This is a genomic window from Bradyrhizobium sp. USDA 4501, from assembly GCF_054062115.1.
In genome coordinates this window covers 1,844,551-1,865,030 of the sequence record NZ_JBSSEX010000001.1, presented here as the reverse complement: position 1 = coordinate 1,865,030, position 20,480 = coordinate 1,844,551, and the positions used below count along the sequence as shown (strand labels likewise).

Genomic DNA, 20,480 nt, shown 5'->3' with positions numbered 1-20,480 from the left:
GGTTCGGCAAAACCGGAGCGACCCCGTCCTGTCGTCAGGCGGGTGATGCGAAGGCGCTGTTGCGTGCAGCAATATCCTGATCTCGTCAGCTTTTGGAAAGCTTGCAGCTACAACAATCAGAGAATCTGACCCTTGCTGAACGAACTGCTGCCTGGCCGTAATCCAGGAAGTGCGGATTGCTGCAGGGCCTATGCAAACATGAGGAGAGCAGGATGGATCCGGTTGACCCATTCTTCGATTCAGGAGCCTGGATGCGCGAATACGCCGCCCTTCAGGGGCGGACTGGGCAGCGAGCGGGTAGCCCAAGCGAGCAGGCTGACTTTGAAGGGCGGCTGCAGGACTTGAACCTCGATCCGATTGATCATAGGAATTCAACTTCGCCTGATCGGTCTCCCGCAGCAGGTGGTCGAGCAGTGCGGAGGGACGATTTTGGCGGTTCGATGCGGACGCCGCCGCGTTCCAGTTCTAGGGAGAGCGCGCTAGGCGGCACGCGCAGGAGCGTAGACATTCCGAGCTTTCAGCTTCCCGCTTCGGCGCAACCGCAGTCTAGTTTGCGAGATGATCTGTTCAGCAGCGCACGCTACAGCTTTCCGGAGGCTGAGTCTGCCGCGTCGGCCAAGAGTGGAAAAAGCCGCGGAATATGGTCACGCTTCAAGTCGGGACTTGGCAAGGCCCTTGGCGGGAGCAGCGCAAAGTCGTCGCGCGACGCGGGGCAATCTAACGTTATTTCGACGAACCTACGAATTGATCACGCCAGGCAGCCAGGCCGGACGCGTGGGGTCTCCCGGGCCGATGAGGAGCTCATCGAGGATTTCCGAAACAAGGCGGCGGGTAATCTCAGCGACGGTACGATCAAGAACGCGGCAGCCGATTTACGCCATTTGAGCGCGCGCCTAAGCGACGCCGGCAGGCCCTCGATTGCCGATCGAATTCGCCGCGAACTGGAGAATGCGCAGCTGGAAAATCCCGATGTGGAAAACCACCAGCTGGAAGCTGAGCTCGATGAGGACGTAGACACTTACGCAAAGGACCGCGGCAGGCGCATCAAGGCGGCCCTAAAGAAGCTTCGTGAAGTCGGTGCCGGAAACGCATTGGCAGCCGATGTCCGCCGGCTGGCCCCTCGTGCTGAGGACGCAAGCTTCATCCGCATGTGGGCGGCGGCGGAAAAGGCAACCGGCAGGATCGATCCCAAGACGATCGATAGGCAAACTCGCCGCATGTTCAGACTAAGTGAGTGGCTGCAGACGCACGACAGACCGCCGATCGCCGGCCGACTTTCTACCCCTGGACTCGTCCAAGACGTCGAGGAATACAAGCAAGAAACCAAAGACGGCAAGATCAACGCTGATCTGGTCAGGCTTGGGCTCTACCAGCAAATCCTCGAGGCGAACAGGGCATTGGGATTGCCGCCTTCTGAGTACGCAGGTCAGCCTTCTGAGGTGGCTGCTCCACAGGCCCACTCGCCACAGGAATTTCCTGCAACGCCTGCCACGCCGAGCGCGGGGGCTTGGCAGTGGCTTGGAGAGCAAATGCACGGGCCCGGTTCATCGATGCCGGTGCCGCACAGCGGTTGGCAGACCAGCTCATCTCAACCGCTTCCCGCAACGCCTGCGACGCCGAGTGCTGGAGCCTGGGATTGGCTTGGTGAGCAGATCCATGGGCCCGCCTCACCAATGCCTGCGCCGCACTGGGCCGCGCAGGCTCATCCGCCATTCGAGCTTCCTGCCACTCCGGCCACCCCAAGCCAGGGAGCTTGGGCCTGGCTTGGGCAGCAGGTGCAAGAACCTGCATCGCCGTCGTCCGTGAGGCCTCGATCGTCCAACATCTACGGCGGTCTCGAATCCTTCGTTGATCTGGATCCGCCCACACCGCATGATTTGCGCGACGATGCGCGCTCTGCGCCACCTGAATTTGCAGCAGCTTCGTCGTTCGCGGGCCCACCGGGGGCGACTCCGGAGCTGCGGGACATCGGAGCGATCGTTGGGGTGAATTGGCGCCACGGCTCCCAGGCCGCCTCAGAGGTGTTGATCGATGCGTTGGGCAACATCAATCTGCTGCCAAACCAGTTCGGGCCAAGCCAATTTGCGATTAATGGGGAGCGCTATTCGGCGACATTTGGACCGGGCGGTCGCAGGGATATTCACCTGATCCATCACCCGCGCATTGGCGGGATGAACGAAGCCGGGCCATCCCGGCCGCTACACCACCCAGCGCCAATCGTAAGCGCAAGACGACCCGGGGAAGGTGTGGTTGATCTTGGCCATCTGATCCGGGGCGGCTGGGAGCACAGAGAGCGGTTCCTGCCGCCTTACCTCGTCCGCGTTCTGGAAGGCGAGCGTATCATGCCCGCGCCGGGGCGGCCGAGCTATTTCGAGATCCGAGGAATGCCTTATAGGGGCGAGTTGGTGGAAAACGAAGGACGCCAGCGCGTTCGCATCTATCCCGAACCTCGGTGAAGAAACGGTTGGCTGCAATTCCAAATGCTGTCAGGCAGCGCGCGCGAGGCATTCCATCACGCGGACGCTTCATCGATGCAGATTGCAGAGGTGGCGTGCGTACACGCCTGATTTCAACGGCGATGTTGGCTCTGTTAGCTTCCCAAGCGGCCACCTCGCAGCTCGTCGGTACATCGTCCTCTCCGACGTCAGAGCGCCGGATCGGTCCATCTACTTTTGCGGAGCTCTGATTAGAGGAGTTGATTTTGCGGCTCGTTTTAACTGCTGCTCAAACCCTATTGACCCGCAGGCATGTTGCCGCATTGTTGTGTCTCCGGCTTTCCGGGAGTCAGGCCACCCGGTCGAGCCGCTTCTTCGCGCGCCTCAAGGTCGAGCCGGGCGTCCTGGTGAATCTTGTCGCAAGGCGGTGATGTGCCTTGCACGAAAGCGACGTCCCACCCTTCCTAATTCTCCTCTGGTTATTCATCATCAAGCAGTCGCCGAATCTCCTCTGGAGAAGACTGCTCGAGCTCGAAGGTAAATTCGTCGGGATCAATGGAGACAGGAGGAGCGAGGTGATCATCCCGTAGTCCGTGAAGCGCGTCGTGCAGGTCCTTTTCCAGTTGCCGCAGCTCCCCTGGAGAAACGGAAACTGGCGAGCCGCTGGGTTGATCATCGAGATGATCCAGTACTCGCCGAAGATCTGCCTGAGGGAGCTGCTCTAAATCGGATGCGACTTGCTCCTGGACGAAAGCCGAGGTGGCGGGTTGATCATCTCGTCCCTCGGTAAGCTCCTCCTGCGCATCTTCATCCTCGAGCAGTCGCCGAAACTCCGCTGGTGAGAACTGCTCTGGATCAATGATAAACTCTACTGGGTCAAAGGAAAACGAGGGAGCAGGGGGATTCTCCGATTGCCGCTGGAGCTCGTTGGCCAATTCCGTTTCCAGTTGCTGAAGCTCCTCTGAAGGCAGGGAAGCTAGCAAGGGGATAGCTTGGTCATCGAGATGGTCCTGCAGGCGCCGAAGCTGCTCCTGAGGAAGCTGCTCTGGCTCGACCGCGACCGCCCCTTCGAGGAGAGCCGACGGGACAGCTTGATTGTCGTGTCCCTCCTGATGCTCCACTTGCCGATTAGCTTCGTACGACGTGCGGTGCTGCGCAGCGGCGATGTCGATGCGTGTCGGTTCTGTCAGTAAGGCGCCTTCGGGATTGATGAGCGCCGGGTTCTGAACGGAAGGATTGAGCTTAGCGCGCGTACGCCCTGGACGCACGATGGGCGCGACGGTTCCCGTCGACCGAAAGGTCCGCAGATGCTCTAATGCTCTAGCGAGTCTATCGCTATTAGAGGCACCGCTGAACTCGCGCATGTCACTGCCATCGTTCAGCGATTTGCCGTCTAACCGAGCAACAATGCTTGGTTTGTTATTTGCGAAGAGCCAACGACTATAGCCAATAAGAAAACCTGCATGCTGCTTCGCCGTAACGGCAGCCGTCCCGCCCTCAAAAAGCGCCTCCTCAAGCCTGAAGATATCGGCAGCATCCTCGGGATAAAGAGGCCGTCTGTCCCACTGTCCCCGGATTATGACGCCCGTTGAAGCGACCGGCATTGCTCCGCCACTTCCTGTCGAAGCGGCGCTTGCGTTCGGTTTCCTATATACCTGAACTTCTTCCAGATCGTTCAGCGTCCTCTTTCTTTTCGATGCTCTCGATTGAACTGTGTCAGGTTCATGATTGATGGGGACATCCTCGCTTGCCAGGAGATTGCTTCTGGCACGTGGATCCATCGCTTCGTCCGGGGATTGCTGGCCATCGCTAGATGTGTCTTTCGCCGAGGGGAGCGCGCGCGGTCGCCCGCGAGAAACCGAATGACCGGAATCATGAGACGCACGAAGCACGCTTACGCCTGTCTTCATGAGGGCGTCTTTCGGAAAGTAAGTATCTAGGTGAATAACCAGGGACTGGTGGTCCCTTAGGTCAGTCGTTTGGCCACGGCGGCGGAGATCATTCGCCAGTCGAAAAAGTGCGTGAGTATAAAGCTTGACCGTGTTCGGTTGTAGACCCTTCTGAGCCCTATATTGAGCAATCGCCCTGTCGATAAGGTCGCGGTCTTCGGCAGCTAGATGGGGATAGGAGCCACCAGCGCCGACGGACGCAGGTTCGGACTGCCTTGTCTCAGCCAAGTGCTGCTCAAAGCCTTCTTGTCCGGCTTGGCTCGTTTGCAGCTCTTGCGAGACGTCGTGCTGCACCTGCGGCCAAGCTGGCACGTTAGACGGATCAAAATCTTGCGGGTCCACGCTAACCTCTCGTCCAGGATCACCTGAACAGGTCTGCCTAGTCGGTCAAGCTTTCGAGAACCTGACGTGGTTAAGGTTCCGTACTTGAGGTTATTGGTGTTGGCCAATCCCGCAAATGACGGCGTTCGGTATCAGCCTCTTCTCGACGATCCGTCGACCGTCCCTACAGACCTAACGCCCTCCATTTTGCGCAATCACTTACAGGTGGCGTCCCTTTACATCGGATGTCACCGGCTCATCAAACTCAGATGCAGGACCGATCCTGCAAGCAGATCGCAGAGTTCCGGTTCCCGGGGGCACGCGAAGGTGGCAGCAGAACGCCGCTTGCCATAATCAGAAGAAAACCAGCGTAGACACCAGCAGATTGAGGGCGTGCTCGGTGTGAAGCGTATGTGTGACGCTTGTCGGGTTGTGGATGTATGACAGTCCGGCGCTTGCATAGATGCCCGGGGCAAGATGGGCAGTATATGTGCCCGTGATCGCCAGGGTATCGCGATGCGCAAGTTGGCCCTTAGCCAGGGCAGCATCCACGGCGAATTTGCTCCAGGTCGTGTTGCTGGCGACAAGAGCAACCAGATCCTTGGGGCGACTATCAAACGGCCCTTTCGTATAAAGACGAAGCTCGTAATACTGGCTGATCCTGTTGAGGTCAGGCGGAGCTGCCATGAAAGAGAATCCGCCATAGAGTCCGCGAGACGGCGACCCAGTGGCATCAGTTTGCCAAAATTGCCGGTCCGCAGCGATGTACTGGAAATTGTTGCCGCTTACTCGCTGTTGATCCGGGTCCGCCAAATTCTTGTAGCGGCTGGTGTTGAAACCAGCGCCGGCCCGCAGCCATGTGTCGGGCGATCCAGGAGCGGCCTTGCTCCTGTAGCCGATTTCATCGATGAGAAGCGTGCCCGCATTGGCCGTGCTCCAGTTCAAGCCGGCGGGATTCTCCCTTATCTCGGCATAGGGACCATCCGGACTGATTGAGCGCTGAAGTGAGAACTTGTTGTAGAAGCGATCATCAAAATTGTACTTCAGGTTGACCGCCGGCGTGGGCGCAGCATTGGTGCTCACCCCTGCCTGGATTAAGGCGAACATGTTCGATCCGGTCATCCCTCCGAACAATGTGCCGGCAAACTCATTTTGGTTTCTCAGGTAACCAAGTTTGAGTTCGAGTTTCCTGTCGAGCAAAGTCTGGTAGTAGGCGAGCGTGTTGAACCCCACTCTGTCAGGCCCCGGGCGGTCCCACGTCCAGTATTGCTGCTCGGCTCCGACGACAATCTGGCCATCGGGAATGCCAAATCGGCTGAGATCGTAAGTGACAATCAAGAAGTTCGCCGAAGCGAAGGTCGGGTTCTGGCCCATGTAAAGCTGGTTTGCGATTGGGCTTCTCGCTGCATTCGGCAGCTGATTATCTACAAACATGTTGTGTGTCCAGCCGATATAGCCAATGCCGACATCTGCCAGCGCGGACCGAACGCCGCCGTCCTCCTGATCAATCGTATCTGCAGGACCAGGAATGGCGAGCCACAACCCTTTTTCACGCAGATTGTCGTACCTGGCGAAGGGATCGATGGGCTTTTGCGTTCGCGTCTGAGCAAATCTATCAACACTGCTGCGCTTTTCGCCAGACGTATTGGCACGTGCCGCAGACCACGGGCGCCGAGGCCGGATTGCACGCATCATCCCGGTCCGCAACTTTATCGCCGGACCGGAAGCTTGTCTGCCTTCGCCGGCTTGACCTACAGTGTCGTTTCCGGGATCGAACTCGTCACCGGTTTGTGCCCGCGCGGCGTTGCCGAACAGGCAAGCCGCGAGCGAAACTGCGATAGCCCGTCTCCATCGTTTGCCGATTGGCCGAAACGTGAAAACAGATGCCAAGGCGGCCGAAGATGCTCGAAGCGACGTCGCCGCAAGAAACCAATCACGCATAGCGTACTTCAGGTCCGTGTCAGCCAGTCATGATCGGAAAGAACTGTCGCCTGATTGGCCGAGAGTGGCATCCCAACATTTTCGTTCCCGAGGAGGCAGCAGATGATCCGCTCTACAAATAACTTGCGCATCAGGCCGGAGCGCCGAAAGAGAGCGGTGCGCGCTGGCGCGGCAAGAGGTTGAGGACGCGTGCCTTTACCCTCGCCCTCACTCTATGAACACAGCCAGGCTGCTCGCCCTGGGACAGAGCAGGCTGGTGTTGGCGGGTACCTTGCGGGAAGATCCCTTTACTGACGAAGTGGCAAGCACCAGGAAGCAAATCTCGTGGTGCACGAGGCACGGGTTCACGGAGTTTGGTGATGCGCCAGACAATCGACTGGATCCGCGACCAGCCGCCTCTGGAATGCTGCGCTCGCAGATCGCACGACGATGCCCATCATGGTCGTCATAGGTGAACGGACGAGACAGCCTTCGAGCCGCTTTGGTTGAGGCGGGCGAGCAGCTGGCGCCGTAAGAGCCGTTGGGACGGCCGAATCTGTCTTGCATAGCGGGTCCTTCCCGTGTGCGGCTTTCGTTGGTCCCGCTTGGCATGCGCCCGTGATCTCAATCAACCTGCTGAGATTGGTAGTTGATCGTGCGCAATGGTTGCCCTTCCTATGAGGAATTGAGGTTCAGCCGACGCGCTTAAACGGCGCGTCTTGAGTGAAGCGGCAGGTCCTTCAAGGCGCGCAGGAAGCAAATGGGCAAGCGATCGAGGAGGACCGCGAACATGACATTATCGGCAGTCGGGACCTCTGGAGCGCGCGAACACCGCAAGCCCTCGGATCGGCGAAGCAAACCGGTCGAAAGAGGAATGCTGGACGAGGCGCGATGGTGATGATTGACGATGCGGTTGCTTCGGATTTGCGACCGCTCTTGCGAGGGCCGTCGCGGGGCATTTTCTGTGCCTTGGTGGTTCTCCTGTCCTCGTGGGCTCCAGTGCTGCTGGCGCCTGGCTTTGGGCTGACCTCTGGGAATTTGTCGGGACGCCGGAAACTCACCAAGTCGCTTCAATCATGAGGTCGTCACTGGATGCCAGAGCTTCCCTATCCGTCGCCTGCTAATAGGGGGCGCGGTCGAGGTAAGCGTCGAACGCGGCAGCAACAGCGCGAATGACAAAACGGTGCTCTGGTTTGACTCGGACGAAACCCTCTTCGATGTCCAGTATCCCGTCTTCGGCAAGCATTCCCAGACGGTCAGCTGAATCGACAAAGGGCATCGGAGCAAATCCGTGGGCGGCGCAGATTGCCGGCACGTCGGCCTGCAAATCGCACATCAGCCGCTCGATGATTGCAGCCCGAAGGCGATCCTCGGCGGTGAGGCAGTGGCCCTTTGAGGTTGCCAGATGGCCAGCGCTAATCTGTCGGCTATAGGAACCGGTTGCCGTCTCGTTCTGCACGTAACCATCGCGCAGACGGCCGATGGCTGACGGACCAAAGCCGATCACTGTGTTACACGTATCGGCCGAATAGCCCAGCGAGTTGCGGCGCAGCCGGCCGGTTTTCTGCGAGTGCGCGAGCTCGTCGTCCGGGAGGGCAAAATGGTCGAGCCCGATTTGGCGATATCCGGCGGACACCAGCGTATCTGCCATGGCTGCAGCTTGCTCGGCGCGTGCAACATTGTCGGGCAGCGCCGTCTCGTCGATCTGGCGCTGACGTTTCATGTAGGAGGGAACATGGGCATAGCCGAACACCGCAAGGCGGTCGGGCCGCATGGTCAAAGCCGTCTGCGCTGAGTTCACGCAGGATTGCACGGTCTGATGCGGCAATCCGAAGAGCAGGTCGAAATTGATACGGCTTATTCCATGTTGGCGAAGGCGTTCGACCGCAAAAGCGACCTGCGCTTCGCTTTGGAGACGGTTGACCGCCCTTTGAACTACGGGATCGAAGCTTTGCACGCCGATGCTCGCGCGGCTGACGCCTGCTAATCCCAAGGTTTCCGCCATCTCGGCCGTGAACGCGCGGGGGTCGATCTCGACGGCGAGCGCGGTCGATTTGCTGAACGCGAAGCAGCGGCGCAAGAGCTCCATCAGAGCCAAGAAATCGGCCGGTGGGATAGTAGTCGGCGTGCCGCCGCCGAAATGCAGGTCGCTCACCGGAAGACCGTGAGGCGTTTGCTCTGTGACCAGACGAATTTCCTCACGTACCGCCAGCAGGTAATTGCGAATCGGCCGCTCGCTGTGAGTGAGGCTTGTTGGGAAGCCGCAATACCAGCAGATCGACCGGCAGAACGGAACGTGAAGGTAGAGCGATACGGATTCGTCAGGCGGCAGCCGCCGCAACCACGCCTCACAGGTCGTGGCGCCGACCGCAGCAGAGAAATCCGGTACCGTTGGGTAGATGGTGTACCAGGGCAGGCGAGCATCACAATACTTGTTCAGGAGTGAGGTCTGCAACGCTTACCTTTCCGCGCTGATACGCTATGAGGCTGACGGATATCCTCTGCTCTGTCTTTGCGTTAAGTCAAAAGGCACTGCCTTGATCCTGAAGCTCGAGACCCTTCTTCGATGTAGCTGCCAGGACAGCCTGCGAACTGGGAGCGGAGAGAAAGTCAGGCGCTAGCCATCATTTGCACCCGGTAAGAGAACAAATGTCTCACATGAGCTCGGCCGCCCGGGCTCGATCCGCCCAATCATTGTGCGCAGGAACAATGATTCATCGGAGCGCACATTGCGTCTGCATTCTCCAACGCGGGGGCTTTTGCGACAAAGACAGGATCCAAGGCGTTGCCGGCGGCGAACCAGTCGGCCTCAGCCTTTCAAGGTGTTTTCGGTGGAAAAGCTGATGTGGATGCCCCAGGCGTTCGATCGAGTCAGGAAATCACGCTAAATCCGATTGGTAGTCCGCGCCACGCTGGGCCGGCAGCACAGGGCCAATCGGCCAGGAGGGCTCATGAACCTGAAAGCACCCGCGGCGGGCGCCGCGCATCAGCCTATTCTCCATTGCCCGAACTGCAATCATGAGATTCACCTCACCCAATCTCTTGCTGCTCCCCTGATCGAGGAAACTCGCCGACGTTTTCAGCGACAGTTGGCGGACAAGGATGCCGAGGTTGCCCGCAAGGCCGAGGCCTTGCGCCATGAGCAGGAGCAACTGGCGAGGCAACGCGAACAGATCGAGGATCAAGTGACCGCGCGCCTGGCGGCCGAGCGCACCGAACTCGTCGCCATGGAAGCGAAGAAGGCTCGGCAGGCCGCGGCGGCCGAGCTGCTGGCAAAAGCTGCCGAAGCAGCCGAGCTTCGTCAAAGCCTGGAGGCCAACAATGCCAAACTTGCTGAGGCGCAGCAGGCTCAGGCCGAACTGATCCGCAGGCAACGTGCCCTTGACGAAGAGAAACGTGAACTCGATCTGACCATCGAAAAAGCGCGTGCAGGCCTCAATCGCAGATATCCGGGCCAAAGCCAGGCAGGAAGCCGACGAAGCCGCCCGCTTTCGGGTGCTCGAGAAGGATCAAACGATCGAATCCATGGCGCGGACGATCGAAGAGTTGAAGCGCAAGGCTGAGCAGGGCTCGCAGCAATCCCAGGGCGAAGTGCTTGAGCTCGAGCTCGAAGAGCTGCTTCGCAGCCGTTTTCCCACTGATACAATCGAGCCGATCGGCAAGGGAGAGCTGGGTGCGGACGTCGTCCAGCAGGTCAACGGTTCAATCGGTCATCCTGCGGGCCTCATCCTTTGGGAATCCAAGCGTACGAAGGCATGGAGCGACGGCTGGCTCGGGAAACTGCGCGACGACCAAAGGCGGTGTGGCGCAGATGTGGCCCTCATCATTTCACAGGCGCTGCCGAAGCACGTCGAATTTTTCGATCTGATCGACGGAATATGGGTTGCTCATCCCCGCTGTGCTGTTGCGGTCGCGATCGCGCTCCGTCAGGGGCTGATTGATTTGAGCAGCTCGCGCCTGGTGCAGCAAGGCCAGCAAACCAAAATGGAGCAGGTGTACCGGTATCTGACCGGCACCAGGTTCCGCCAGCGGGTAGAAGCTGTCGTTGAAAAATTCAACGACATGCGAGAAGATCTCGACAAGGAGCGCAAGTTCATGGGCCGACAATGGGCCAAGCGCGAGACGCAGATCCTCTCTGTCATCGAATCTACCGTTGGCATGGTCGGTGACCTTCAGGCGATCGCCGGCAAGGCGATGCCGGAAATCCCGAGCCTCGATGCACCGCTGCTGGAATGCTTGGCCCAATCGGAGCGCAAAGCGTCATAATCAAATGCGACGCACAGTTGAGCTTCTTTCGGCTTCGATTTCATACACCCTGTGCGAACCGACAGGTGGGCATGCTACCGTTCGGCTCGCGCCTTGCACTTCTCCCTCGCGCAATAGCCCCTTTGCCGCACGCTTGCACGTAATGGTGAGAAAGCGCCGGCGGGTCTCGGCGTCGATGTTGTTTTTCTTACGGTAGAAGGGCTCGTCGAGGAGCGCTAGTCGGCGCTTGTATTGAAGCTACACAATCTGCCGCATCGTTGTCAGTCGCGCCTTTTCAAACCTGCGCAGACGGGATTTGAGCCCATTTGCATTCAGCGGCTTGGACGGGAAACGCTTTGGGACGCGATGTCGTGTTCCGATTTGCGTTCCGGGCTGCCTAGGTTGTGCAGGATAAAATGGTATAGGCGAACGAGGGTAGGGACAGTATTTAGCGCGGCGCCTCCGGATGCAACGAGCGGAATGCTCTTCAAGCTGGGATTGTCAGACAAGGAGTCTCGGTTGATGAAACGCAGGGTGCGAGATCGTACAACGTGACGCAACGTGAGTTTCAATAGCCATCGAACCGGCGTGAAAAACATTTTTGCATTCCACGTCATAAGGATGGATCAGCCTCAATTCCGCCACGCCGCTTGTCTCATTGCGCAAAGCGTCGTCACGGATGTACTGATGATGCTGGGGCTGCCCCGGCGCACTTCAAACCCCGGCAGGTGCGTCGGGGCGCTTTAATTCGGCCGCGCCATTGGGAGCGCTGCGAGTTCACCAATTCCCAAACAGGCCGCAGGCTGTGCCGGAATCGCAACGCGCGGGCATTGTCAGCTTCTGCACTCCCTGGCACGTCCAAGTCAGACGATACGCGTCTGTTCTGCTTCAGGGGCTCGGATCGTTCGTTTTGGAATCTTTGCGATTGATGAGCCTCGGTGGTGCTCGATGACCGCAACGACAGCTGCAGCAAAATCAGATCCAGCGGCATTTAGGTGCGAACCAACTGCACGCCGGCAATGAGCAGAACCGCCACGAGGATGAACCTAATAGCTGCCTGGCTCAGACATTTCAGGCCGATAACCGTTCCTGCGACGGCTCCTCCCAGTGCGGCGATTGCGTAAATGGCCGAATCCGAACACGGAAACTGGCCGGTGAAAAGAACTCCAACGAAGCCCACTGTGGAATTCGCTAGGATGAACGGAGGCGACAGCAGGGTGACTTGCCTGGCTGACGCCCAGTTCAGTGTCATGAGCGCGGGCGCGAGGAATACTCCTCCGCCCACGCCGGTCAGACCCGAAACAAACCCGATGACCGCTCCAATGCCCACGCTTCCCCAGAGCGGAGTTTCGAAAATACGATGGGCAACGCGGCCGCGCCGCAGGATCATCACAGCGCTCGCCAAAAGGAGGACAAGACCGGTCAACGTCCTGTAAACGTGCTCCCCGAGCACCAGCAAGCTGCCGGCAAGTGCTGCCGGCATTGATGACAGTAGAAGCGGCCGGAGCGCTATCCAGTCGATGACTTTATTGCGGTTTAAGAACCACGTGGAATAACTCGCGACAACAATGTTGAGGCCAAGCGCCGTCGGGCGCATCTCTGTGGACGGCAAGCTAGAAAACGCCATAAGCGCTAGGAACGCGGTTCCACCGGCTTGGCCAACCATTGCATAGAGCAGTGAGATAATCGCGAAGAACAGAGAAAGCATACGTCACCAGCCCTGCGAAAAGTTCTTCGCTTGCCTTGCACTAACTGCACGCAGTCCCAATTGTCTTTCCGCGAGGGAAGAAGTCCAAGCGAGCGCTCAATCGGATGCCGCGCGGCCGCACGCCGCAGTTGGCACCAGGTTCCCACACGATTGCCATTTGTGGATCGGCTTCTTCAATTGTCAGCATTGGTACTTGACCAAGATGTGAAAGTGGTGCCAGCACCCGGCTGTTTGAAAGGCGCTTGGGAGCCGCCGCGCCGAGCAGCACTCTTTCCAGGCCGTGGGAGCCTAGCGCAAGTGGCGCTGTCGCGTTTCCTCCAGTTGTCGCCATTGCTTCAAGCCCTCGTGCGCCGAAACCGGGCTCTTGCCTTGAATCCCTGGTATCGAGGATTGAATCTTGCGAGGCCGCCAGTTGGTACGGCACTTGCTGATCCGCGCCCAGGTCCTCTCCCTTATGGAGATGCGCATGCAAGGTGTCCTCTGCGGCCGGCAGGTGTCGTTTCTGCACGCATCTCCCATTGCGCACCTGGCGCGCGGATCATCTGTGCCTTCAATTCAGGTGCGCTGGACCTCTTCAACGCGCCTGATCAGGCGCCGGGCCGTTATATCACGCGGTCACCTGCTGGTGCGGCTCTTCCGCGTTGCTCGCAGGCCGCATTCCCGACGCCGTCGAAGGACGGAGGATGAGCGAAGAATCCGCGACAGCAATTCGCAGGATGGGGAAGAAAAAATGACCTTCCTGTCGGCAGGAAGCAGAAGGCCGATGTCAGAACTGCGAAGATCGAGTCCGGCACCGCCAAGTTGGCCAACGTGCTCCATCCCGCTTGAATCGCGAAGGTCAACGTTCAGGGTATCATCGCGCTCAACCTTGAGGCGAAGCCAGGCGTCTTTCGGGAAGGACAGTCGCTCCTTACCATTTAATCTGAGTAGAGCCGATCTTATCATTCAGGGCTGCTTTGGCCGCACTATTTAAGGCAGCATCGAGGGCACAGACCATCAGACGAACGACAATGCGGTGATCGCCTGCTTGGCCAGCGCGTCATCGGCGAGCAGGACTGATCGGACGGAATTTGACGGCGCTTCGGTTGCGGCGTGCCGTCGGGTGTCCGACGAGGATAGCAGCTGGATCCCGGCGTTTGACGGAACAATTGTCGCGCCGCAGTTGGCGGAAGACGAAAAATTCGGGAATGGCGTCTGACGCAGCGCGCGCTCCGGACTTCACGAAGAGCAAACCTGAGAGTTCAGCTCATGGAATGGAATTTGGCTCGGCCTGAAACAAATGCAATCGAACGCAGCGATGGCGAGCCGGATCGGCGTGCCGAAGCGCCCATCGTGGATCTCTTTAGCTTCACCGAATGCGCAAACCAGACGCATTCGCTGAGAGCGTTGTTCGATCTTCTTGTAAACCGTGCCACCGAGGAAGGATTCAGTGAAGTTGCTTACGGAGCCCTCAACTTCGTAGAGCCGCTTCGGTTGGCTGAGTATCCACCGCCGACTGTCGCTGTGAATTGGCCGCCGGCCTGGTGCGATCGATACTTCAAACGCAAGTACCACACCATCGATCCGGTGGTCCGGCGGACGCCGATGCATTCGCGTCCGTTTCTGTGGGACCAACTCGCTGACCATTGTCAGCTTCAACCGGACGAGAGACGCGTATTGGATGAGGCTAGGGAGGCCGGGCTGAAGCATGGCATGAGCGTACCTCTATTTGGCCCGTTGGGCCAAGTATCTGTGGTGTCCTTCGCATCTCCGTCCGACGATGCTGATCCTCAGAATCGCATCGGTCATCTCAATGCCCTGGCTTCGCTCTTTCACAGCGCCTATGGCGAGATTGCTCGACCTTCTAATGGCGGCGGCGGGAAACAAATCGCATTGTCGCAACGGGAGATCAGTTGCATGCGGTGGGTGGCAGAGGGGAAATCGTCCTGGGAAATTGGGAAGATCCTAAAAATTAGCGAAAATACGGTCAATTTTCATATCAAGAATGCAATGCGAAAGCTGGGTGCGACCAGCCGGATCCAGGCGACCGCTATAGCCATTCGCCTCAATATTCTTTGAGATCCCATCCTCACGCCAGGAAGTGCCATTGACGCCAAGCCCTGGCAAGGCTCATGTCATTCGAACAGTGCTTCGTTGAGACAGGCGACGGGAAACTCACGTTGCGTGAGGTTCTGGAGTTTGACGACGCATGTCAAGCCGACTGGCTTGGTGCCCTCGGGTGTGCCTGCGGTCTGCTCTGCCAGCCAGTGATCTAAGCCTAGACGAGTTCGAGCCGGTTCCGCTGGCTGGTTGCGAGGCGGTAGGGCAGCATTTCGAGAAAGAACCCCGACCGTTAGTCGGGGCTCTCGATTTAACGCTTGCGCGCGTGGTGTTCGCTATTTCGCAAACGCTGGGCCGAACTTGTAGTTGAGCCGTGCCGTGACAAGATCGATGTCGTGGTGAACGCGATCGAAGCCAACGGCCGTGGGGAAGCTTACGTTGCTGCCCTGCATGAACAAGTGATTATACTCGAGGCCAGCCGACCAGTTCGGGGTCAGGCCGACTTCGGCGCCAGCGCCGAGCGCGCCACCCCAGCGAACATCGTTATTCCTGCCAAGCTCGGTGCCAGCAGCCACTGAGTTGACGTGATAGGTGTTGCTGGTCACCGCCGCACCGCCCTTGGCGTAAAGCAGCACGGCATTGAATGCGTAGCCGATGTGGCCGGTGAGCAATCCAAATGCATCTGTCTTGGTGCCAACGGTGTCCGCTGGGAAAGCGGTGCTGACATTGGAGCCGCTGAAGTCGGCCCAGTTGCCCTGACCTTCGATGCCGTACACCGTTCTGAAGATCTGCCAGCGATAGCCGATCTGGCCGCCGACGGTGCCGCCGGTCGAATTATGGCAGCCCTCGGAAGTGGCGCCGTTGAAATTCCAGCAATTGTGACTCGATCCCCAGCCGCCATTGAGACCGATATAGTAGCCGCTCCAGTCGTTGATCGGGGCTACCACCGGCAATGTGGGCGCCTTGATGTTGACAGGCTGCCCGGCGAGGTCAGCGCCGAATGTGGGAGTTGCAGCGCTGAGTGCGATGCTTGCGGTCAGAATCAGCAAATTCTTCATTCCAGTGTCATTCCTTTTGATGCCCCCGGCGCCGTGCGTCTTAACAACATGCTTGCGAATTGCTGTAACTGAGGCACAACATTCCTCCGCAAGAAATGGGTCGAAACGCACGGTGCGTCAGGTTGTGAGGCGCCTAACTTGCGACGCCTGGACGAAGATGCAGCGACATTGATAGGGCGCCTCGTGGCGCCTTTACCTGAAGGCGATGCGATCGTGATGGCACTGTGCGACGCAATGCTGCGAGCGCATTTGCTGAAGCACCGCCACAATCAGGTTCCTGGCGATATGTCCGGCTGCGCGTCGTTCAGCGGGTTTCGTCATGAGCCGCACAGATGAAGGCGTCCTTATCGGGATGGGATTTGAATTTATCTTGGGTCAGGAGTCGTGTGGCGACTTAAGATTGTGGTAACGTCGGAAATGACCCATCAGAGGCATTGATCGATCTAAATTCGGACATCCTGAAGATCCGGAGCGGTATCTGGCGAGCTGTAACTGCTCTTGCCGCGACAGGAAAGCCAATCGAGCCGGTGCGCCGCCAAGATCGTCTGCCGCAGAATGTTGGTCACCGCGCCGGATGAAGCCCGCATCGAAATTGCTGAGACGCATGCCAGGCCGCCAGATACGGTGCGCATTGTGTCACGTCGGGGCAACGCGTGCTTGTCCCGCCTTTCGTTGCCGGTGTGCTCCCGTTTCTATCCTACTGGTGTAGGGACCACGAGAGCTGCACGAGCAGCGCTCTCTGACGCAGTCGTCGGTGTAGAAGATGAGCAGTGAGAACTCAGCTCGACCACGACCTGACCCTTCGGAGTTGACGACACCGTCCCGTTCCTGCCGATAACAAGGGGGGCGGCCAGCTAGAGGAACGAACCACCTACTGTTTGCTCGGCGACGCCAGTTCCGCTCGTAAATTGCGTATCGCTTCGTTTGCCAGATGCAGGGTATTCCGTTCGCCGGTCCTGATCGAACACTCCAGTAATGCTCGCAAGCGGCGGTGAAGGAACGTCTTGAGATGATGCGCCAGAACTGGGTCCTTCTCGACAAAGCGCCACGCTTTTTCAAATGCGATACTTACGATAGCCTCTGGCGCTTGCACCTGGTCGGATATGACCTGATCCATCTCGAAACTCCTCGACTCCTAGCACAAGGTAAAAGATTCGTCCGAAGCGTACCGACGAGCTGCGGCCTGTCCTGACCGGCAAGAAGTCGGAGCCACAGCCAAAATGTGTGTCGAGCTGCCCGCGGCGCTACAGCGAACTTTATAATGCCGCTTGTTGAAGTCCGGATGACCGAGTGTTGAAGTGCCAGCGCGAGTCGAACGATTCTGAATTGTCTGAAGAGACCCTGCGTTGACATTTGCCTCTTTGCGCCCCGCATCTTGTTGCCCGGCGTTCGCCCTTCGCCGTTCGCCGGGCTCACGCTCCCAAGGGGCAGTCGAACTACAGCCGTCTTACGGAGCAGGCCGTTCGCTACCTTCCACTTTCAAGGCTAAGAAGTGTTCTGGGAGATGTCGTATGCGCTCTTTATGTCGCGTCCAGCTGTGTGGCTCATTCTCGACAATCCGTTCGTGTGCTTCCCGACATGCGTCAACAGCCTGGCCACATCCGCCGGTTCCTGCGCGCGGCACCACGTTTGCGATACGATTCTGCTCCGGATGGGTCGCACCAAAGAAACGGGACAAGCTATCGCGACAATTGCGTTGATCTGCCAGGAGCTCGTTCTGGCAACGAAATATCAGGTGGCCCGCAACTTTAGAACAATGCGGCCGCGATCAGGGAGCTAGCTTATGCTGCCAAGATCCGAATATCGGAAGGCGCGGTCAACCGTGCGGTGTCTCGCACGAATATCTCGGATCGTGCGCCCCCTATCTGCCTTGGAGTAAACTGCGACCGTGTAAGATGCCATGATCAAGCGTTTGAGGTGCAGTCCAGGGGAAATCGGATGGATGTCTCGCTCCTCGAAGCGAAATGATCAGCACGTGGAAACGGCTCACTCACGTAGCGGTGAGCCGCGGTCTTGAACCGGCCTTATCCGTGGGTAGGAGAGCACAGCCACGGTCAGCCCAGCGATGAAGCTCTCGCCGGGCGGCCGTCAATCGCAGAAGAGCAAAACGGCTCTCAGCCCGCCGCACGTGCCAGAATCAATCTGGCAATCCGCATCTGGTTGGCCGGAGTGCGCAGTGCAGGCGGTAAGGCGGCCACTGCCTGATCGAGAAGGCGCCCCAAGATTTGAAGCTCTTCTGGATTGTAGACGCCATGGTCCCGTCTCATTCGCGCTGCTCGCCCGCCGCCAGGATGGCCACCGGCGCTCGTATCGCCGAGCTGGCCGAGCTCCAGTTCCGCTGATATCATTTCGTTCGTGAGTGCGTTGAGCAGCTGGATTGCCTCGAGCTCGTTGCTTCCTTCGCGTACGAGAGTTGCCACGATATCGAGTTGTAGGTCGATGCGATCCTCAAGGTCCTGCATGCGTGAATTCGAAGGATCAAGTTCCACAGTGTTGCTCCAGACTAATTAAACGAGATTGACGTGTAGTTTTTGTGTGCGTTCCGGTTTGCGAGGCCGCCGATGCGGTGCGTGACCGAATTGCCGCTGGACAAGACACCTCGCGCATGTGCAACCGAAGAAAGGGACAGGCTGGTTTCGCAGAAAAACCCGAAGGAGGTCTGGTCGCTATAGAGCGCTGTGCGCTGCGTGGTAGAACGCTCGTCCTTGATTGAGCTATCGCGCCGGCGCACTCCAAGCTAGCGGACCTCGCAGGAACGCCGTTGGCATAGGTCGAGCCCATCAAACAGCGCGGAGCGGATGGGCGGCATGAGAACCCCGCGATCACAGCGCGTAAGTGGGCGGCTAGTGTTGTCGCATAGCCTTTCGCGTCGCCGAAATCGACGTCGATAGGCGCCACTGATACCAGCACGTCCCTTTTGTGTTTAAGGAGGTCAGATAGCTGAGGTCGCATAGCATGGGAATCGCGACATCGCGGAAGTAACGGGGCTGTCCACCTGGTCAGGCCGACAAGCCTTGCCGAGGCTGGCGCAAGAGGCAGTGCGCCTGCCTGGCTTCTATGCGACGCACGCATGCAACCCGGCCAATGCGCGTGCGAAGCGCCTAATCTTCGGGAACGCCTTTAGGATGACGAAATTGCTGTCGGCGACTTCGAATGAAGGCCATACTTTTCGGCGAGCCAGCCGGCTGAAGCTAGGCCGCTGGTGGCGCGGTTTCAAAGGTCGAGGGATATCGTTGGTGATGTTGGCGCGAAAGGCTTGAGCCGGCCTGCGACTTGGCAGAAAGCAAAGGGGGTCCATGATCACACGAGCTTCGTCAAAGATGCTTTCCGGAAATCGGTGAGCGACTATGGTGCATTTGGCTGAAATCCGTAAAATCGAAAGTTTTGATGGGATGCATCCAGTCCGCGGATAGCGCGCGCGACTATCCTTGACCTGCTCTGGACGACGCATAAGACAAGCCCGCATACGGGTTGAGCCGGTTTGTCATGCCAACGCTATTCAACCTGTCATGTCGCTGCCGACGACATCGGCTGCGCGGCCGGCAAAGTGATGCTTGAGGTCGCGCCTATATCCTTATCGGTTTGGGATCTCCCGTCGAGCAAGAAAGAACGCCTTGATCGTACGCCAATGGGCACGTACCGCATGCCAAGAAGGGGCCGGGCATCCCGAAGTAGCGAAGTTGAATAGACATTGTCAGCCAAAGCTATCGATGATTTCGGCTCTGATCGCGCTCGCGGTGTATAGTGAATTGTCGAGCGGAAGGTTCCCGAATGCAAGCTGGCAGAGTAGGTAGTTGGTACCTGCCTCTTCCATCTGGTTAAGAAGCTGCTGTCGGACGGAAGCTGGCGTTCCGACGACGCACAATTGGCTCTCCAGCGCTGCATCGAACGACAGCGGCAGGGTCGGCGGTGTCGGATTGGCGTTCAACTCGTAAAGGAACTTAAAGCTATCCAGCCATTGTCCATAAGCGGTTTCGGCAGCCGCATGAGCGTCTCCGTCAGATCTCGCAATCACGATCATACGAGCCAACCCTAGGAATGGCTCTCGATCGTCCGCGGCTGTGCAGCGCGCTCGACGGCAACGAAAAGCATCCGTAATGCTTCGGACAGCAGAGGCGGGGCCGACACACGCCAGATTTGCACCATTTGCCGCGGCCCATTCCGCCGATTCGGTCCGATTGCTGGCGATCCAGGTCGGTGGATAAGGGCGCTGATGAGGCCTCAAGGTTAAGGGTACACTGTTCAGCTCAAAATGGCTTCCTTGGTAGGATAACGTATCGCTCTTCAGCGCAACATTTAAGATTTCGCTGGCTTCCACATAGCGGCTTGGCGCCGCGCCTGCGCTGATGCCGAAATAGCCCCATTCGATCGGCTGGGAGCCGCGCCCGATACCGAGTTCGAGCCTGCCGCCGCTCAATTGATCAAGCATGCAGATCTCTTCGAACGCGCGCAATGGATGATAGAGATTGAGCAACAGAACGAGCGGACCAAAGCGAAGCCTCCGGGTGCGCTGCGCAAGACTTGCTAGAAACAGGTTCGGCGAGGGCCCTCTGCCATGAGGGGTGCAGTGGTGCTCCGCCAGGTGATAAGCATAAAAGCCCAGAGAATCACACGCCTCCGCCAGCTTGAGACGATCTTCATACTGTCGCGCAATGTCGCGGCCGTCGTCGTCCAAGTGGTCAAAGATTGCGCATGTCAGTCTTGAAGGAAGGCCGCTTTTCACTCGATCATCTCCGATTTCGGAATGGGAGTCCTGGTTGCTTTGTGCCTTCGGCGTCAAAGACGTGGTGTGCATCACTTGGCC

The 20,480-nt window shown here is 58.5% G+C and carries 10 protein-coding genes and 1 pseudogene; 3 read left to right on the top strand and 8 right to left on the bottom strand.

What is annotated here, in order from left to right:
* The first annotated feature begins 212 nt into the window (after nucleotides 1-212).
* On the top strand, nucleotides 213-2,456 hold the full coding sequence (locus ACVWZM_RS08550) for a hypothetical protein (RefSeq protein WP_456852574.1): 2,244 nt from the start codon (nucleotides 213-215) through the stop codon (nucleotides 2,454-2,456).
* A gap of 458 nt (nucleotides 2,457-2,914) precedes the next feature.
* On the opposite strand, the gene ACVWZM_RS08545 is transcribed toward ACVWZM_RS08550, so the two are convergent.
* From ACVWZM_RS08545 to hemN, 3 genes are all read right to left on the bottom strand, one after another.
* Complete coding sequence (locus ACVWZM_RS08545; RefSeq protein ID WP_456852572.1) at nucleotides 2,915-4,726, bottom strand: hypothetical protein; 1,812 nt, start codon at nucleotides 4,724-4,726, stop codon at nucleotides 2,915-2,917.
* Nucleotides 4,727-5,059: 333 nt separating this feature from the next.
* Nucleotides 5,060-6,646 (bottom strand): carbohydrate porin, encoded by a 1,587-nt coding sequence (locus tag ACVWZM_RS08540; protein ID WP_456852570.1) that lies wholly within the window; start codon nucleotides 6,644-6,646, stop codon nucleotides 5,060-5,062.
* 1,099 nt (nucleotides 6,647-7,745) lie between these two features.
* The gene (gene hemN, locus ACVWZM_RS08535; protein WP_456852568.1) at nucleotides 7,746-9,080 is read right to left on the bottom strand and encodes an oxygen-independent coproporphyrinogen III oxidase; all 1,335 of its coding nucleotides are present in this window, start codon (nucleotides 9,078-9,080) and stop codon (nucleotides 7,746-7,748) included.
* A gap of 496 nt (nucleotides 9,081-9,576) precedes the next feature.
* On the opposite strand from hemN, the pseudogene ACVWZM_RS08530 reads away from it, so the two are divergent.
* Nucleotides 9,577-10,891 (top strand): annotated as a pseudogene (locus ACVWZM_RS08530) (DUF2130 domain-containing protein).
* Nucleotides 10,892-11,861: 970 nt separating this feature from the next.
* Here the strand turns inward: ACVWZM_RS08530 and ACVWZM_RS08525 are convergent.
* A complete protein-coding gene (locus ACVWZM_RS08525; protein ID WP_456852566.1) occupies nucleotides 11,862-12,578 on the bottom strand; it encodes a sulfite exporter TauE/SafE family protein in 717 nt (238 codons plus the stop codon).
* Between the two features lie 1,332 nt (nucleotides 12,579-13,910).
* On the opposite strand from ACVWZM_RS08525, the gene ACVWZM_RS08520 reads away from it, so the two are divergent.
* Entirely contained in the window at nucleotides 13,911-14,636 is a 726-nt protein-coding gene (locus ACVWZM_RS08520) for a helix-turn-helix transcriptional regulator (RefSeq protein ID WP_253626025.1), read from the top strand.
* Nucleotides 14,637-14,953: 317 nt separating this feature from the next.
* On the opposite strand, the gene ACVWZM_RS08515 is transcribed toward ACVWZM_RS08520, so the two are convergent.
* The 4 genes from ACVWZM_RS08515 to ACVWZM_RS08500 form a co-directional block, all read right to left on the bottom strand.
* Nucleotides 14,954-15,676 (bottom strand): outer membrane protein, encoded by a 723-nt coding sequence (locus ACVWZM_RS08515; RefSeq protein WP_456856650.1) that lies wholly within the window; start codon nucleotides 15,674-15,676, stop codon nucleotides 14,954-14,956.
* 871 nt (nucleotides 15,677-16,547) lie between these two features.
* A complete protein-coding gene (locus ACVWZM_RS08510) occupies nucleotides 16,548-16,793 on the bottom strand; it encodes a hypothetical protein (protein WP_253624363.1) in 246 nt (81 codons plus the stop codon).
* A gap of 997 nt (nucleotides 16,794-17,790) precedes the next feature.
* On the bottom strand, nucleotides 17,791-18,138 hold the full coding sequence (locus ACVWZM_RS08505) for a NolY (RefSeq protein ID WP_456852564.1): 348 nt from the start codon (nucleotides 18,136-18,138) through the stop codon (nucleotides 17,791-17,793).
* 1,232 nt (nucleotides 18,139-19,370) lie between these two features.
* Nucleotides 19,371-20,474: an LLM class flavin-dependent oxidoreductase gene (locus ACVWZM_RS08500; protein ID WP_456852562.1), complete on the bottom strand. Its 1,104-nt coding sequence runs from the start codon at nucleotides 20,472-20,474 to the stop codon at nucleotides 19,371-19,373.
* Between the last annotated feature and the right edge of the window lie 6 nt (nucleotides 20,475-20,480).